The 16,865-nt window shown below is 67.3% G+C and carries 15 protein-coding genes; 4 read left to right on the forward strand and 11 right to left on the reverse strand.

The genetic code is table 11. The features are described 5' to 3' along the window. Positions 1-17: 17 nt before the first annotated feature. The 6 genes from MHZ91_RS13790 to MHZ91_RS13815 all read right to left on the reverse strand — a co-directional run bounded on the left by MHZ91_RS13790 (position 18) and on the right by MHZ91_RS13815 (position 6,047). On the reverse strand, positions 18-785 hold the full coding sequence (locus MHZ91_RS13790) for an ABC transporter ATP-binding protein (protein ID WP_239214104.1): 768 nt from the start codon (positions 783-785) through the stop codon (positions 18-20). Beyond that, positions 782-2,659 (reverse strand): ABC transporter permease, encoded by a 1,878-nt coding sequence (locus MHZ91_RS13795; RefSeq protein ID WP_175139357.1) that lies wholly within the window; start codon positions 2,657-2,659, stop codon positions 782-784. Before MHZ91_RS13795 ends, MHZ91_RS13790 begins: the two co-directional genes overlap by 4 nt. Beyond that, on the reverse strand, positions 2,659-3,894 hold the full coding sequence (locus MHZ91_RS13800) for an ABC transporter substrate-binding protein (RefSeq protein ID WP_175139356.1): 1,236 nt from the start codon (positions 3,892-3,894) through the stop codon (positions 2,659-2,661). Before MHZ91_RS13800 ends, MHZ91_RS13795 begins: the two co-directional genes overlap by 1 nt. Before the next feature lie 185 nt (positions 3,895-4,079). Continuing rightward, positions 4,080-4,247, reverse strand: coding sequence for a 50S ribosomal protein L33 (rpmG, locus tag MHZ91_RS13805; RefSeq protein ID WP_003810296.1), 168 nt, complete (start codon positions 4,245-4,247; stop codon positions 4,080-4,082). Between the two features lie 37 nt (positions 4,248-4,284). After that, positions 4,285-4,521 (reverse strand): 50S ribosomal protein L28, encoded by a 237-nt coding sequence (rpmB, locus tag MHZ91_RS13810; protein ID WP_076515521.1) that lies wholly within the window; start codon positions 4,519-4,521, stop codon positions 4,285-4,287. A 326-nt stretch (positions 4,522-4,847) separates the two neighbouring features. Then, entirely contained in the window at positions 4,848-6,047 is a 1,200-nt protein-coding gene (locus MHZ91_RS13815) for a Bcr/CflA family multidrug efflux MFS transporter (protein ID WP_255809607.1), read from the reverse strand. A gap of 157 nt (positions 6,048-6,204) precedes the next feature. On the opposite strand from MHZ91_RS13815, the gene MHZ91_RS13820 reads away from it, so the two are divergent. The 3 genes from MHZ91_RS13820 to MHZ91_RS13830 all read left to right on the forward strand — a co-directional run bounded on the left by MHZ91_RS13820 (position 6,205) and on the right by MHZ91_RS13830 (position 9,577). After that, positions 6,205-7,473, forward strand: coding sequence for a class I SAM-dependent methyltransferase (locus MHZ91_RS13820; RefSeq protein WP_239214106.1), 1,269 nt, complete (start codon positions 6,205-6,207; stop codon positions 7,471-7,473). A gap of 119 nt (positions 7,474-7,592) precedes the next feature. After that, positions 7,593-9,245, forward strand: a complete 1,653-nt coding sequence (locus MHZ91_RS13825; RefSeq protein WP_239214108.1) for an FAD-dependent oxidoreductase — start codon at positions 7,593-7,595, stop codon at positions 9,243-9,245. After that, complete coding sequence (locus MHZ91_RS13830; RefSeq protein ID WP_239214110.1) at positions 9,242-9,577, forward strand: 4Fe-4S dicluster domain-containing protein; 336 nt, start codon at positions 9,242-9,244, stop codon at positions 9,575-9,577. The genes MHZ91_RS13825 and MHZ91_RS13830 overlap by 4 nt, the downstream gene beginning before the upstream one ends. A 52-nt stretch (positions 9,578-9,629) precedes the next feature. On the opposite strand, the gene MHZ91_RS13835 is transcribed toward MHZ91_RS13830, so the two are convergent. The 5 genes from MHZ91_RS13835 to MHZ91_RS13855 form a co-directional block, all read right to left on the reverse strand. Beyond that, positions 9,630-11,027 carry an FAD/NAD(P)-binding protein gene (locus tag MHZ91_RS13835; RefSeq protein WP_239214112.1) on the reverse strand — a complete coding sequence of 466 codons (1,398 nt, stop codon included), beginning with the start codon at positions 11,025-11,027 and terminating at the stop codon, positions 9,630-9,632. Positions 11,028-11,095: 68 nt separating this feature from the next. Then, positions 11,096-12,793, reverse strand: coding sequence for an amidohydrolase (locus tag MHZ91_RS13840; RefSeq protein ID WP_239214114.1), 1,698 nt, complete (start codon positions 12,791-12,793; stop codon positions 11,096-11,098). Position 12,794: 1 nt separating this feature from the next. Next, positions 12,795-13,709 carry an ABC transporter permease gene (locus MHZ91_RS13845; protein WP_175125215.1) on the reverse strand — a complete coding sequence of 305 codons (915 nt, stop codon included), beginning with the start codon at positions 13,707-13,709 and terminating at the stop codon, positions 12,795-12,797. Further along, positions 13,706-14,476, reverse strand: a complete 771-nt coding sequence (locus tag MHZ91_RS13850; RefSeq protein ID WP_175125216.1) for an ABC transporter ATP-binding protein — start codon at positions 14,474-14,476, stop codon at positions 13,706-13,708. The genes MHZ91_RS13845 and MHZ91_RS13850 overlap by 4 nt, the downstream gene beginning before the upstream one ends. Before the next feature lie 4 nt (positions 14,477-14,480). Then, positions 14,481-15,530 carry an ABC transporter substrate-binding protein gene (locus MHZ91_RS13855; protein ID WP_239214117.1) on the reverse strand — a complete coding sequence of 350 codons (1,050 nt, stop codon included), beginning with the start codon at positions 15,528-15,530 and terminating at the stop codon, positions 14,481-14,483. 307 nt (positions 15,531-15,837) lie between these two features. On the opposite strand from MHZ91_RS13855, the gene MHZ91_RS13860 reads away from it, so the two are divergent. Beyond that, complete coding sequence (locus tag MHZ91_RS13860) at positions 15,838-16,863, forward strand: ABC transporter substrate-binding protein (protein ID WP_239214119.1); 1,026 nt, start codon at positions 15,838-15,840, stop codon at positions 16,861-16,863. The last annotated feature ends 2 nt before the right edge of the window (positions 16,864-16,865 follow it).

The following is a 16,865-nucleotide window of genomic DNA, read 5'->3' on the forward strand; positions in this document are numbered from 1 at the left end:
CGCGGCCCGCGTTGACGTCAGGCGCCTTGCGGCGCCTCGGTGCCCAGATAAGCGGCCTTGACCCGCTCGTCAGCCGCGATGGCGGCGGGAGCGCCTTCGGCCAGCAGGCCGCCGCGCACCAGCACCGCGATGCGATCTGCGTGCTTGAACACGACGTCCAGGCTGTGTTCCGTGAACAGGACGGCGATGTGTTGCGTGTCCGCCAGCTGGCGGGTAAGGCGCATCAGCGCGTGGCGTTCGTTGGTGGCCATGCCGGCCGTGGGCTCGTCCATCAGCAACAGACGCGGCTGGTGCGCCAACGCCATCGCAAGCTCCACCCGTTTGACGTCGCCATAGGCCAGCGTGCCGCAGGCCTCGTCAGCCTTGTCCGCCATCTGCACTTGCGACAGCAGGGTCCTGGCTTCATCAACGGCATGGCGGGCGGCGCGCCGCCATGGATTGAAGAGCAGCCGGTCGCGAGACAGCAGGGCTGTCTGCACGTTTTCAAGCACGGTCATGGACCGGAACGTGGCCGCGGTCTGGAAGCTGCGGCCCACGCCCAGCCGGCAGATCTTGCCGGCCGACAGGCCAACAAGCTCCTGCCCGTCCAGCCGAACCGAACCCGAATCCGGGCGCAACTGCCCGCCCAGCACGTTGAAGCATGTCGACTTGCCCGCGCCGTTCGGGCCGATCAAGGCCAGCATGTGTCCGGCGTGCAGGTCGAACGACACGTCGGCCAGCGCGTCGATGCCGCCGAAGGATTTGCGCAGGTTGCGCACCTGCAGCAGGGGAGCTGCCGTCGTCATGCGGACCTCCTGCGCAGGCGGGCCGCCGCGCCGGCCAGCCCTTCGGGGAAGGCCATGACCAGCGCCAGGATGGCCAGGCCCAGCACTGCGTGCCAGTATTCGGTGCTGCGCGCCGCAGCATCCTGCAGCCAGGTGTACGACGCCGCGCCAACGAGCGGACCGGCCAGCGTCTGGATGCCGCCCAGCAGCACCATGACCAGCCCGTCCACCGAGCGGCTTACCGCCAGCACGTCGGGCGCGATGCTGCCCTTGGAAAATGCGTAGAGCGATCCGGCCAGGCCCGCCGCGAACGAGGCGGCCACAAATCCGGCCCACTGGATGCGGCGCGTGTCCATGCCAAGCGCTTCGGCGCGCAAGGCCGAATCGCGCACGCCGCGCAGCGCAAAGCCCAGCGGGGAAAACGCCAGCCGCCGCAGCCACCAGACCCCGGCCGCGCACAGCACCAGCGACAGGTAATAGAACCACGGTCCTTGCGAGAGCCATGCCGAGGGCCACAAGCCGGTCAGCCCGTTGCTGCCGCCGGTCACGTCATCCCATTGATAGGTGAGTGCCCACAGGATCTGCGCGACGGCCAGCGTCAGCATGGCCAGGTACACGCCGGACAGGCGCACACAGAACCAGCCGAACACCAGCGCGCCAAGGGCTGCGGCGAACGGGCCGAGCAGCAGCGCCGCTTCCATGGGGATGGCGGCCAGTTTCAGCAGCAACGCGGCGCCGTAGGCGCCCAGCCCGAACCACGCGGCGTGGCCGAACGAGGTCATGCCCGCCAGTCCGGTCAGAAAGTGCAGGCTGGCGGCAAACAGCGCGGCGATCAGGATCTCGGTCATCAGGATGCTGAGATAGGGCCAGTACAGCGTGGCGACGGGCACCAGCGCCAACAGAACCAGCAGCACGGCGTAGGCCAGACGCAGCCGAGGCCCAGCGGGGGCGATGGGGCGTTCGGGCGGACCGGCGTGCGAGGCCGGCGCGGGCGGCTTGCCCATCAGGCCCCAAGGCCGCACGACCAGCACCACGGCCATCACCGCGAATTCAGCCAGCAGCGTGAGCTTGGACAGGTTGAATACCCAGGGGCCGATGGCGACCTGGCCCAGGAACACGAACAGCGCCTTGACCGAGCAGATCAGGACGGCCGCCAGGAACGCGCCCGGTATCGATCCGAGCCCGCCCACGACCACCACCACGAAGGCGCTGGCGATGATCTCCAGGTCCAGGCCCAGCGTGGCGGGCACGCGCGGCGCGGCCAGCGCGCCGCCCAGGCCGGCAAGGAAGGCGCCCAGCGTGAAGGCCGACGTGAACAGCCAGGCCTGGTTCACGCCAAGGGCCGCGAGCATCGTGCGGTTTTCAGCGGCGGCGCGCAGCAACCGGCCCCAGCGCGTGCGCATGAGCAGCAGCCACAGCAGGCCCAGCACGATGGGACCGGCGGCGATCAGCAGCAGGTCGTATTCGGGGTAGCGCCGGCCCAGGATTTGCACGGCGCCCGACAGGCCCGGTGCGCGGGCGGAGAAGAGGTCTTCGGGGCCCCAGACCGCCAGGGCCACGTCGCCGATGATGAGCACCAGCGCGAAGGTGGCCAGCAACTGGAAGAGTTCGGGGGCGCGATACAGGCGCTTGAGCACCAGCAACTCGGCCGCGGCGCCGATCAGGCCGGTGGCCAGCGCCGCCAGCAGCAGCCCGAACCAGTAGCCCGCGCCGCCGCCGAAGTGGCTGGTGAAGGTCCAGGCCAGATACACGCCCAGCATGTAGAACGAGCCGTGCGCGAAGTTGACCACGCGCGTCACGCCAAAGATCAGCGACAGGCCGGCGGCGACCAGAAACAGCGCGCTGGCGTCGGCCAGGCCATTGAGTAGCTGCAGCAGCAGCCCGGATACATTCATCAGCGGGCCGGCGCCGGCCGCATCTTGCGCACCTGCTCGTCAGGCGGTTGCAGGCGGGCGCCGTCGATGTAGGCGAAATCCTTCATGATGCCCTTGCCGTCTTCGACCGCCGTCACGCCCACATAGACGCCCATCGTCGATTGATGGTCGATCTTGCGGTACTGGATGGGGCCATAGGGCGTGTCCACCTTCAGGCCGGCAAAAGCGTCGACGAGCTTTTCCGTGTCGACGGAACCGGCGGCCTTCAGGCCCTGCGCAATGGACATCAGCGACGCATAGCCGACGACGGAACCGACCTTGGGCGTCTCATTGAAGCGCTTTTTATAGGCTTCGACGAAGGTCTTGTTGGCCGGGGTGTCGATGGCGTACCAGGGGTAGCCGGTGACGATCCAGCCGGTGGGCGTGTCGGCGCCCAGCGGTTCCAGGTACTCGGGTTCGCCGGACAAGAGCGACACGACGGGCATGTTTTCAAACAGGCCGCGCGTGTTGCCTTCGCGCACGAAGCGGGTCAGGTCGGCGGCGAACAGCACGTTGAAGATGGCGTCGGGCTTGGCGTCGGCCAATGCCTGCACGACCGCGCCGGCATCCACCTTGCCCAGCGGCACGGCCTGTTCGGCGACGAATTCGACGTCGGACTGGAACGACTGCATCATGGCCTTGAACGTGGCTACGGCGGATTGGCCGTATTCGTAATTGGGATAGACGATGGCCCAGCGCTTCTTGCGCAGCGCGAGCGCCTTGGGGGCCAGCGCCGCCACGTGCATCCAGGTGGAGGGACGCAGGCGGTAGGTATAGCGGTTGCCTTCCTGCCAGGTGATCTTGTCGGTCAACGGCTCGGCGGCCAGGAAGAACACCTCTTGCTGCTTGGCGAAGTCGGTCAGTGCGAGACCCGTGTTGGAAAGAAAGCCGCCGAACAGCAGCTCGACTTTTTCGCGCGCCAGCAGTTCCTGCGCGGCGCGGACCGAGTCGCCGGGGTTGCCGTTATCGTCGCGCGAGATGACCTCGAGCTTTCTGCCCAGCACGCCGCCCGCGGCGTTGACTTCTTCAAGCGCCAACTGCCAGCCCTTCTTGTACGGGCCCAGAAAGGCGGGAATGGCCTTGTAGCTGTTGATCTCGCCGATGCGGATCGGCGGTTCCTTGTCTTTCGCGGCGGCGGGGGCGGCCGGCGCCAGCGCCAGGGCGATGAGAGCGGGCGCAACGGCGCGGCGCAGCAGGGTGAGGCAGGGACGGATCATGGCGGGTTATCGCAGCGTTGAATGAATCGGGCCCCTGCGCGCGCCTGGGGCGCCGCGGGTGCGGCCTAATTGAAACATGGCCTTCAGCGCGGCGGCAAATGGCGGTGGAAAACGAATGGCAAGAAAATAACGGCAATAAAAAAGGCCCTGCATGACAGGGCCTTTTTTGCGGGATACCGGCTGAATTACTTCAGCTTGGTTTCCTTGTAGTCGACGTGCTTGCGAGCGACCGGATCAAATTTCTTGATCAGCATCTTCTCGGGCATGTTGCGCTTGTTCTTGGTGGTCGTGTAGAAATGACCCGTGCCGGCGGTCGACTCGAGTTTGATCTTTTCGCGGATACCTTTGGCCATGTCGTGCTCCTAGTATGTAGATTGGCGGGGCGGCCGATTAGGCCAGTTCGCCGCGGGCACGCATGTCGGCCAGCACGGCTTCGATGCCGTTCTTGTCGATCGTGCGGATGGCCTTGGCCGAAACACGCAGGCGAACCCAGCGGTTTTCGCTTTCAACCCAGAACCGGCGCGATTGCAGGTTGGGCAGGAAGCGGCGCTTGGTCTTGTTGTTCGCGTGCGAAACATTGTTGCCCACCATCGGGCCTTTGCCGGTCACTTGGCATACGCGTGCCATGGATGCACCTCTTTAGTGTCGTTCTTGCCGCGCATCGCTTCGGGGGGTAGACGGGGGTTTAGCCGCCGGGCTGTGTGGGCTGCGCTGTGCGCTGCCTTGGCCGGCCACCCAGTCTTAGTGGATGAGGGGGAAAGTGATTTCACCCCAGTGCTTATACCCGCTGCCTGCCACCCGCTTGAATTCACGCTTGAATTCACGCTTTTATTCACAACACGCGGTTGGGGGTCAGAGTGCTGAACTACAAAGCATAGTAGTCCCGCACGGGAAACTTCATGTGAAGACCGCGATTCTAATACGGAATTCTTAAATAAATCAAGCCAAAGGGGCTAGGACGTGTGCGAACGCGCCACACGGCCGGCCGTCCAGGACAGGCAGGCGCAGGCCGCCAGGGTGGTCGTCAGGGGCAGGGCGGTGTCGGCCTGCCAGGCGCTGACGGCAAAACCCGCCAGGGCGCCGCACGACAATTGAAGCGTCCCCAATAGCGCCGACGCCGCGCCCAGGCGCTTTCCCTGGTCCGACAGCGCGAGTGCCGCCGAGTTGGGGTTCACGAAGCCCTGGCTGCCCATGTAGGCGATCAGGCACAGCATCAGCAACGGCAGCGTCATCAGGCCGGCCAGTGTCAGGGCGACGGCGGCGAGGCTGGCGCAGGCCAGCGTGACCAGCGCGCGGCGCTGCAGTTGTCGCGGCGTGTGGGTGCGCAGCAGGCGGGCGCTGATCTGCGAGCAGATGATGAGCGACAGCGCATTGGTGCCGAACAGCAGGCCGTAGTACTGCGGCGGCACGCCGTAGAGTTCGATGAAAACGCGCGGCGAACCGATGATGTAGGCGAACATGCCCGCCTGCCCGAACCCGCCCGCCAGGCTGTGCGCCATGAAGCCGCGGTGCGCGAAGAGGCCGCGGTAGTTCTGCAGGATGGTGCTCCAGCGCAGCGGCACCACGCGGTCCGGCGTGAGCGATTCGTTCATGATCATGATGACCGCGGCCATCAGCATCGCACCGCCCGCCAGCATCACCCAGAACAGGCTGCGCCACGAGGTGATGGCCAGCAGCTGGCCGCCGATCAGCGGCGCGAGGATGGGCGCGAGGCCCATGATGAGCATCAGCAGCGACATCGCGCGTGCGGCTTCATGGGTTTCGTAATGGTCGCGGATGACCGCGCGCGGGATCACGATGCCGGCCGCGCCGCCCATGGCCTGCACGACGCGCCAGCCGGTCAGGGCTTCGACCGAACCCGACAGCGCGCATCCCAGCGAGGCGATCATGAACAGCGTCAGGCCCACCAGCAGCGGCGGCTTGCGGCCGTAGCGGTCCGCCATCGGGCCGTAGAACACCTGCGCCAGCGCCAGGCCGATCAGGTACGCCGCCAGCGTGCGCTCGACATCGCCGCGGGCCACGCCAAGGTTCGCCGCGATCGTGGGGAACGCGGGCAGATACATGTCGATGGCGAACGGGCCGATGGCCGTCAGCGCGCCCATGAGAATGAGCCAACCGGGCAGGCTGCTGCGGGATGTTTGCATTGGGGGCATGTAGATCGCGGTAAAACGCAGGGACAGGGCGCGTGGCAGTGCAGAGGCTGTATTGGCCGCGCCAAGCCGGGGACTTTATCATGGGCGGGCTTACAGGAAGATGGCGGGCATTTTCCGTTAGCGTCCCTGGTGTCCCTATGCTTCCGGAGGATAAGCCGTGAATCCTTTGCTATCTGTCGTGGAGCGCAAACTTCAGGCCTTGCCTGTTCCCGTCCAGCTTGTGCTGTCCGATGGCGCCGTGCTCGGCCCACCCGACCCGCGCGTGCGGTTCGTGACGCATGACAAGACCGCGTTGGCGCATCTGGCCGAAGGGGCCGTTGGCGTGCTAGGCCAGGACTATGTCGAAGGCCGCATCGATATCGAGGGCAGCATGCGCGATGTGATGGCGGCGGCCGCTGCCCTGCTGCCCGGCTCTCCGATGGACGCGGCGCGCGGCGGCTGGCTGACCGACCTGGTGCGCAAGGTGATGTCGGTGTGGCGCCATTCCATCGAGCGCGACGCCCGGCAGATCGAATTTCACTACGACCTGTCCGACGACTTCTACGCGCTGTGGCTGGATCCGCGCCGCGTGTATTCCTGCGCGTACTTCCGCGAACCGGGCATGACGCTCGCGCAGGCGCAGGAAGCCAAACTGGATCTCATCTGCCGCAAGCTGCGCCTGGCGGCGGGCGAGCGCTTCCTGGATGTGGGCGCGGGGTGGGGCGGGCTGCTGCTGTGGGCGGCCGAACGCTACGGCGTGGACGCCACGGGCATCACGCTGTCGCGCAACCAGCACGCGCACGTCAGCCGGCTGATCCAGGAAAAAGGCCTGTCCGATCGCGTGCGCATCGAACTGCTGGATTACCGCAAGCTGGACGCATCGCAGCCCTACGACAAGATTGCGTCGGTGGGCATGTTCGAGCACGTGGGCCGCGCGCAACTGCAAAGCTACTTCGCCACGCTGCGCCGCCTGCTCAAGCCGGGCGGGCTCATCATGAACCACGGCATCACCGCCGCCGGCGTGGATAACGCAGAACTCGGCAACGGCATGGGCGAGTTCATCGAGAAGTACATCTTCCCGGGCGGCGAGCTGACGCACGTCAGCGTCGTGATGCAGACATTGGCCAACGGCGGCCTGGAAGACCTGGACGTGGAGAACCTGCGTCCGCACTATGCGCGCACGCTGTGGGCGTGGAGCGATCGGCTGGAAGCGCGGTTGCCGGACGCGGCGCGCATTCTGGGCGCGGACCAGGGCGAGCGCTCGCTGCGCGCCTACCGGCTGTATCTGGCCGGTTGCGCGATGGCCTTCGAGCATGGGTGGATCGCGCTGCATCAGATTCTTGCGCAGCATCCCGCGACGGGGCGCGCGGATGAACTGGATCTTTCCGCCGATCTGTCGTATCCGTGGCGGCGGGACTATATGTACGGAGACCCGCCCGGGCAGTGATGGCCGGACAAAGCGCATCACCCCGGTGATTTGCAAATCGCCGATCCGTCGTTCGTGACGGCGGACTGGCGGCATACCATCGAACCTTCCTATTGCAAGCAATCACAGCAGGGGGTTTCATGGCCGGCAAACACGCGGCGCCGCAAGGCAGCGCCAATTCGGGCTACGAGGCGGATGTGCTGGTCATCGGCGGCGGCCCCGCCGGGACGTGGGCCGCGGTCTGCGCCGCCCAGGCCGGCGCAAGCGTCATCCTGGCGGACAAAGGCTATTGCGGTTCGTCCGGCGCCACGGCGGCGGCCGGCACCGCGGTCTGGTATGTCGATCGGGATCCGCAGAAGCGCGCCGCCGCGATGGCCAGCCGCTACGACATGGGCGGCCGCCTCGCGGACCATGGCTGGATGGGCCGTGTGCTGGACCGGACGTGGGACGGCATCAATACCCTGGCGGACTGGGGCTATCCCTTTCCGGTGGATGCCGACGGTGTGTCGCGGCGCAATTCGCTGCAAGGCCCGGAATACATGCGGCTGATGCGCAAGCAGGTCAAGCAGGCCGGCGGCAAAATTCTCGATCATCACCCGGTGTTGGAGCTGCTGCGCGATGAGCACGGCGCGGTCGCCGGCGCGGCGGGCGTGGACCGGCAGCGGGGCGGCGCGTGGACGGTGCGAGCGGGAGCGGTCGTCATCGCCACGGGCGGTTGCGCCTTCCTGAGCCGGGCGCTGGGCTGCAACGTGCTGACCGGCGACGGCCTGCTGATGGCGGCCGAACTGGGCGCGGAGCTGTCTGGCATGGAGTTCTCCAACGCCTACGGCATCGCGCCGGAATTCGGCTCGGTGACCAAGACGCTGTTCTACAACTGGGCGACCTTCACCGACGTTGATGGCGTGCCGATACCCGGCGCGGCGTCCAAGGGCGGGCGCTCGGTCATCGCGCGCGAACTGCTGCGTCAGAAGGTCTACGCACGCCTGGATCAGGCGGACGAGGCCACGCAGCAGGCGATGCGCGCAGCGCAACCCAATTTCTTCCTGCCGTTCGACCGCAGCGGCATCGATCCGTTTACGCAGCGTTTTCCCGTGACGCTTCGGCTGGAGGGCACCGTGCGCGGCACGGGCGGCCTGCGGTTGGCGGGGCCGGATTGCTCGACCACTGTCCCGGGGCTGTACGCCGCCGGCGACGCGGCGACGCGCGAGCTTATCTGCGGCGGCTTCACCGGGGGCGGCAGCCATAACGCCGCCTGGGCCATCTCGTCCGGATCCTGGGCGGGCGCCGGCGCCGCCATCCACGCGATGGCCGCGCGCGGCCGCGGACGCACCGCCATCGCCGCCGGCGCCGCGGGCCTGCGCGGAAACGGCGCGCGCGCCGTGGATGCGACCGCGCTGGTCAAGGCAGTGCAGGACGAGGTCATGCCGTTTGAGCGGAACTACTTCAGGACGGCGGACGTGCTGGAGCCTTCGGTCGCCCGGCTGGACACGCAGTGGCACGCGTTGCGTTCGGCGGCGCCTGTGGCTGCGGCAGATCTGCTGACCACGCGGGAAGCGGCGGCCATGCTGGCCACCTCGCGCTGGATGTACCGCAGCGCGCTGGCCCGCCGCGAGACACGCGGCATGCACAAGCGCTACGACTTCCTGGAGCAGGACGCCGCGCAATACCATCACTTGAGCGTCGGCGGGCTGGACGAGGTGTGGGTGCAGCCGCGTGCGTTGGACGGGGCCGGGGCCCAATCCGCGACGCAGTTTGTGCCGCAATCCGCACCGCAGACGAGGCTGGCGGCATGATCGAACTCATCAGCGACAGCCGTTGCACGGGCTGCAACATCTGCGTCCGCGTGTGCCCGGTCAATGTGTTCGACATCGTGGAAGGCGCGGCGCCGGTCATCGCGCGCCAGGATGCCTGTCAGACCTGCTTCATGTGCGAAGCCTGGTGCCCCGAGGACGCCATGTACGTGTCTCCCCAGGCCGATGCGCCTGCGCCGGTGGCCGAAGACGAACTGATTCGCGCGGGCTTGCTGGGCAGCTATCGGCGTCAGATCGGCTGGAACCGCGAATCGCGCGATCTGCGCGCGGCTGACCAGTCGTTCAAGCTGCTGGGGGGCGGGCCGGGACGATAGCGCGCTGGCCTGGAGGCTTGGGCCGGTAGTCCCGCAAGTCAGGCCGTTGTCATCAACGCGGTCCATCCCGCTGCAGGCGTTCCGCCAGACGCGCAGCCAGGGGCGCCGCCCGCGCGCGCAGGGCCGGCACCGAGGTCACTTCCCAGAACACGCCCCGCGTAGGCAGTCCCAGCGCGAACAGGGCTGGGGTCTGTCGTCCCTTTGTGGCCGGGACTTCTCCTTCTGCTGTCACGTGCAGCCCCAATCCCAGATCGTTGATCCGAGCGTGGCCGTAGAGCAGCAGGTTCGCGATCAATGGGTCGTCGCGCAGCGCGATGCGTTCGTCGGGACCGGTCGCGTTGATGACCCAGTCCGCCGAAATGGTTGCTGATGGCTGGCCTGCGCGTTGCAGCGTGACGTGCAGCCGCTCGTCCCGCGCGGCGGCCGACGCGATGCGCGCCGCCGTCCGGCGCAGCTGGCCGCTGTCTTGCGCGGCCTGCAGATGCGCAAGGGCCGCCGGATCTGCGCGATGCCGGAACACCATCCAGTACGGGCGCACATGCCGCAGAAAGCGCGCACGGTCGGCAAGTGTCAGGCCGTCCCACAGCGCGTCCGCCTGGCGCAGCACGGCATCCATGGTGGGCTGCCACGGGCGGGAAGCTGCCAGATCGGTCCCGATGGCGCCGCGCACCGTGCGGTAGAGGTCGCGAAGGGCTGGTGGATCGCGGGACGGATCGAACAGGAAGGGGCGCGGCGCGGCCGGGTGAGTGGGCAAGGTCTCGGGCTGCGGAAGCAAGGCGCGACGCGAAACCAGATGGATGCGCCCGCAATGGCCCGTGTGCAGCAGTTCCAGCACGACGTCCACACCGCTGGCGCCCGATCCGGCCACCAGGACCGCATCGTGCTTGCCGATGCGGGACAGCGACCGTGCAAGCCACGGATTGCCGATGCTGCGCGGATGGTTCGCCAAGCCCGGCAGCGCACGCGGCAGCGCGTTGCCCTGGCACAGCACCACGGCGTGGGCGTCGCGCCGCTGGCCGTTGTCCAGCAGCAGCTCCCAGCGCGCGACGCCGCCCGGCTTGACCCGAAGCCCTCGTACTTGGGCGGTCACAAGCTGGACATAGCCGGCGCGCACTGCGTCGAACAGGTGCGACGACAGCCATTCGCCGTATACGGCGCGCTCGACATACCGGTGGCCATGCGACTGCGCCGTGCCGCCATCACGGTCGGCCAGCCATTGCAGAAAGCCGTCGGCGTCGTCCGCATGCCAGCCGCCCATCTTGTGCGCCGGCACGTTCAGGCGGTGCCAGGGCGACGTGGCGCTATAGGCCGCGCCGCGGCCGAAAGCGCCCGCGCCGTCGTAGAGCGTCACGCGGATGCCGTGCAAACGGGTCAGGTGCAGGGCGAGCAGCGTGCCTGCAGCGCCGCCGCCGACGATCGCCACCGGCGAAGTCGAGGCAGGCGAAGTCAAAGAGGATCGAATCGAAGCCGACGAAATTGAAGCCATCGCGATCAAAGCCGGCAACCCCGATGCCGGCATCACGATGAAACCGCGTCCGGCCCGCCGTGCACGATGTGCCCGCCCACGATAGTCATCGTGCAGCGAACTTCCCGCCACGCCGCGGCCGGCAACTCCATCGGGTCCTGATCCAGCACCGCCACGTCCGCGGCAAATCCCGGCGCGAGCGGGCCCTTCCAGTCTTCGTCGAAACTCAGCCGGGCGCCGGCCACGGTGAACGCGCGCAGCGCCGCGCGGGCCGTCAGCGTCTGCCCGTCGCCAATGACGCGCCCCGTCATCCGCTCCTGCCGAACGCCGGCGACCCACAGCGTGTGAAACGGATCATAGGGAATATTGTCGGTCGCCAGCGACACGTCCAGCCCCAGCGCCAGCATCTCGGCATGCGGCACCACGCTTTCACCGCCATCGGGTTCGTCCAGGTACGCCGCGCCGCCTTTCCACAGGAAATACGTGGGAATGGTCGTGACCAGCACGTCCAGCGCCTTGAGCGCCTTCAGGTCGTCGATGCGCGAGCGGGCGATGTGCTGGACGACCCAGCGGCGGCCGGCCAGCCGGAACCGGGCATTGACCTCGCGCAGCACTGGAACGACCTCGTGCAGCTTGTCGGCGACGATGACGTTGACGCGCAGGTCATGTTCGGCAGCCAGCAGGCACAGCGCCCGGAAATCCGATGGCGTGACCGCCTGTTCGACGAAGCCGGACCAGCCGGTGTCGGGCAGGTTGGCACGTGCGCAGCAGGCCACGACGGGATCGCCGCCATACGCAATATGGATGCCGCTGACCCGAAACCACGGGTCGCCCAGTCCGCGCCCGCGCGCGGTGGCCAGCCAGTCGCGCATGGCGCGCGCCGCCTCGGCCAGGTCGCTCCACGCCGGACTCACGACCAGTGTGGATCGCATGGTCAGCTCGCCGTCTTCCCACAGCTTGCGATAGACCGAGATGGTCTCGGGCGCGCAGCCGTGGCCTTCATAGATGCTGGTGGTTCCCTTGGCGTGATAAAGCCGCTGCGAGATGCGCAGGCCCTTCAGTCGATCTGCAAAGCCAAAGCGCGGCACGTCGGGCAGCAGGTCGAATTCGACGGCGGGGCGGGCGTTGCGCTCGACGATGCTGCCATCCAGTTCTCCGGCGGCATCGCGGCCCAGTTCGATGCCGCTGCAGCGCGGCTGCGATGCCGGCGTCAGGCCATTGCGCGCCAGCGCAAGGCTGTTGAGCGCGCCGCTGCCGGGCGGCTTGCCCCAGTTGCCGAAGGGCGCGGGGATGTAGACGGGGTGGTCGGGCGCCGCGGCGTCCAGTTCCTGCCGGCTGGGCAGCCGGCCTTCCGCCAACTGCGCCGCGCCGCCGAAGAAATAGGGGGGCGTGCCCACCGGCATGGTGACGATGTATTCGCCGGGCGGCGTCAGCCGCGCCTGCTCGCGCACCACCTGCAACACGTCTGCCACGCTGCGCGCGTGCGTCAGCGAGGGGCGCAGTGTTTTCAGCCCCTCGCGCTCCATGTGGGCATGGCTGTCGTTGATGCCAGGGATCACGGTCGCGCCCTGCAGGTCCAGCACCTGCGAATCGCCGTCGGCCAGCGCCAGGGCTTCCTCGTCGTAGGCCGCGACCCGGCCGTTGGCCAGCGCGATGGCGTGGGCCGAAGGCCGGGCGTCATGAAACGTATGGATGCGCGCGTTGCGCAGCACTACCGTGCGGGGTTCTGCCCGCTTGTGCGGAAGGCTCATGTCAGGAGGCGCTTTGATACCAAGGGAAGAGCCGGCGCGCTGCCCACACGAACAGCCGGTCCGCCAGAAAGCCGAACGTGCCCAGCAGCACCAGGCCGATGAACATGATCTCCACCTGGAAAAGCTGATGGCCCAGCGACATCATGTAGGCGATGCCACGGGTCGAACCCGATAGCTCGGCCGCTACCAGCACGATCAGCGACACGGCAATGGCCTGCCGCACGCCAGCCAGGATGAAGGGCAGGGCGGCGGGCAGGATGACGAGAAAGAGCGTACGCAGCCTGCCCGCGCCCAACGCCGCCGCGGACCGCAGGTAGACGATGTTGGTGTCGCGCACGCCGATGAAGGTGGTGATCCAGATGGGAAAGAACGCACCCCAGGCGATCAGCGCGATCTTCGGCAGCTCGCCGATGCCGAACCACAGCACCGCCAGCGGAACGACCGCCAGCGACGGCACTGAGCGAAAGCCATGCAGCACGGGTTCGCTCAGATGGTGTAGAAACGCGATCCGCGCCGTCAGGATGCCGGCGGTGATGCCGAGGATCAGCGCGATGCTGAATCCTGCCGCGGCCCGCGTGAGGCTGGCTGTGATGTGGCCCGCCAGTTCGCCCGATTCGATCAGCGGCAGCGCGGCCTGCAACACGCGTGACGGCGGCGGAAAGAGCGCCGGGTTCATCCACGAGAACACGTGAGGAATGGCTTCCCATCCCAGCAGGAACAGCGCGATGCCGGCCAGGTTGAGCAGCAGCCGCCGGCGGCGCCGGACGCGTTCCGCATGTGCGTGCGCCAGTTGGAAGCGGTCGGCCAGTCCCGCACGCGCGGGCGGCGCATCGCCGCTGGCCGCGTGATCGGCTCGGACGGGAATATCGGGGGTCGTTTCGGCCACGGACTCGCGGCGCAGGGTCAATGAGTTCATGCCGCCTGCCTTTGGGCGCCGGCCGCCAGCGCGGCCTCGATCCGGTTGTAGTGTTGGGCGAATTCAAGGGATCCGCGCTGCCGCGGGTAGTCCAGGCCAATGCGGATGTCGTCGCTGATGGTCCCGGGGTGCGGGGCCATCACGACGACGCGCTGCGCCAGGAAGATCGCCTCGTCGATGTTGTGGGTGACGAACACGACCGATACGCCGGTCTCCTGCCACAGCCGCAGCAGGTCCTTTTGCAGCGCGGCGCGGGTCATGGCATCCACGGCCGCAAACGGCTCGTCCATCAGCAGAACCTTCGGTTCGACGACCAGGGACCGCGCCACGGCGATGCGCTGGCGCATGCCGCCGGACAACTCGTGCGGATAGCGGTCTGCGGACGCAGCCAAACCCACGCGCTCCAGCGCCGCCAGCGCGCGATGACGGCGTTGCGGTGCGGCGACCGATTGCGCGCGCAGGCCGAATTCCACGTTCTGCCTGGCCGTCATCCACGGGAAGAGCGCATATTCCTGGAACACCACGCCGCGTTCGGGACCGGGGCGCTCCACCTGATTGCCATGAAATCGGACCGCGCCGTCGGTAGGCTGCAGAAAGCCTGCCAGCAGGTGCAGCAATGTCGTCTTGCCGCAACCCGACGGGCCGATCAGACACGTGAATTCGCCGGCAGCCAGGTCCAGCGACACCTCGTGCAGCGCCTGCGCGGGCGCGTTGCCGCGCGTGGCAAAGAACTGCGACACGCGCTGGAATTCGATCAGGGCGCCCATGCCGTCAGGCCAGTTTGACGCGGTCGGGCGCGGCGGCCGACAGCGGCGCGTCCTTGATCGCGGCGCGGAACAGCGCGCGCAGGTCGCCGGCGGGCGCGGGCGCCAGCTTGGCGTCGATAGCCCACTTGGCCTGATTCACCAGGTCGTCCACGAAGCTGTCGTCGAATCCCACCTTGAATTCGAATACCGAGGTGGCCTGCTTGACCTCCGCGGGCGTGCTGCGGATGCGCGTGGCGATCAAATCGGGCCACGCCGGGTCCTGCGCAATGCGCTTTTCGGCGTCGAGCAACGCCCCGATGGCGTCCTTGACCAGCGCCTGGCGCGTATCCAGCGTGTTCTGGTTGACCAGCAGCAACTGGTGGCTGCGAAAGAATTTTTCGTAGCCGTCCTGCGTCAGGAAGAAGGCCTTGCCGCCGCTTTGGCGCAGCGCCGCGTTGCCGGCCTGCGCGGTCCAGGAAAACGCGTCGATGTCGCCGCGCACCAGCGCGCCGATGAGATCGGTGGGCGCCAGGTTCACCTGCGTGATGTCGCTGGCGGACAGCTTTGCGAATTCCAGGTACTTGGCCAACGCATACTGCCCAGACGTGCCGGCCGGCGTGCCGATCTTCTTGCCCTTCAGGCTGGCGGGCTTGTCTGCGGCGATGCCGCTGCCTTCGCGCGCCACGATCTTCATGTCGTACGAGTAGCGGCTGAAATTGGCCAGGATGCCGGGCTTCAGGCCCTGCAACACGGCAAAGACCAGCGGCGTATCCGTGGTGGTGGAGAAGTTGGCCGAGCCGGCCAGCAGGGCCTGCATCGAGTCCCGTCCGGTCGGAAAATCCAGCACCTTCAGATCCACGTTGCGCGCCTTCCAGTAGCCCGCGCTTTCGGCGACGAACGGCAAGGCCCACGTGTAGCCCGCGCTACCGGAGGCCAGCGTGGCCTGCTCGCGGGATTGGGCGAATGTCACCCCGGGCAGCGCGCCCGCAGCGCCTGCGGCCGCCACCGAGCCGATATGGAACAACAGACGCCGGCGCGCGGCGTCGATGGAAGGCAGCTTCTTGTACGAACTCATGATTCCAAACCCCGATATGCATGTGAAATAGCTTGGGGTCATGCTACGGAGCGAAGGCTGCGCCGACAAAGAATATCTGGACATATGCTTGTTTCCTTCGGCTGCGCTGGGGCTTGCGGCTAGGGCATTGCGGCTGCGCCAAGCGGCCTGCCAGCGGCGCTATTTGGATAGCAGAAATAGTTCGTTCCGCCGCCGCGCGCGCGTTGCTAGGATCGCCGGTCAACCTACGTCGCCACCCGACGTTGCCACCCTAGGCAGCGTATGACGCGGCGTGGCGAACCCACCGGCCCAAGGAGCCCGCGATCTCATGTCCATCAATCCCTTTCCCCTGCGGCGCTTTGCGGCGACCTCCGCGCTGGCTTTTGCAACGCTCGCCGCGGCCGCCGCACCGGTGCATGCCGAAGGCACGCTGCGCGTGGCGCAGCAGTTTGGCATCGCCTATCTGATCCTTGATGTGGTCAAGGACCAGAAGCTGATCGAAAAGCACGGCAAGCAGGCCGGCGTGGACATCAAGGTGGAATGGGCACAGATATCTGGCGCATCGGCCATGAACGAGGCGCTGCTCGCCGGTGCGCTGGACATGGTGTCGGCCGGCGTGCCGCCCGCGCTGGTGCTGTGGGACCGCACGCGCGGCAAGCAGAACGTGAAGCTGGTGGCGGCGCTGGGATCGTTGCCCAACTATCTGCTGAGCAACAATCCGGCGGTGAAGACGCTGGACGACTTCGGCGCCAAGGACCGCATTGCGGTGCCGGCCGCGGGCGTCGGATTCCAGTCGCGCACCTTGCAGATCGAAGCGGCCAAGCGCTACGGCAAGGACAACTTCAAGCGTTTTGACGACATCTCCATCAGCCTGCCGCATCCGGACGCCACGACCGCCCTGATTTCTGGCGGCCTGGAGGTGAATGCACATTTTTCCAGCGCGCCGTTCTACTACCAGGCGCTGGAGCGCAATCCGGCGGTGCACAAGGTGATCAGTTCGTACGACATCCTGGGCGGACCTGCGACGTTCAACGTGCTGTACACCACCCAGAAATTCCACGACGCCAATCCCAAGACCTATCAGGCGTTCTACGCTGCGCTGGCGGAGGCTGCGGCGTGGATTCCCGGCCATAAGGACGAGGCCGCCGCGATCTTCATCCGCCAGCAGAATTCCAAGCTCCCGGTCGATTTTGTGAAGAAGATCCTGGACGATCCCGAAAACCAGTTCACGATCACGCCGCAGCAGACCAAGGTGTATGCCGACAAGCTGCGCGAGATCGGCGTGCTGCAAGGGCAGGCCGACAGCTGGAAGGATTACTTCTTCGCGCCGGCCCACGCCACCGCGGGTAGCTGAGG

It is taken from the genome of Achromobacter sp. ACRQX, from assembly GCF_022346505.1.
Taxonomy (GTDB): Bacteria; Pseudomonadota; Gammaproteobacteria; order Burkholderiales; family Burkholderiaceae_B; genus Achromobacter; species Achromobacter animicus.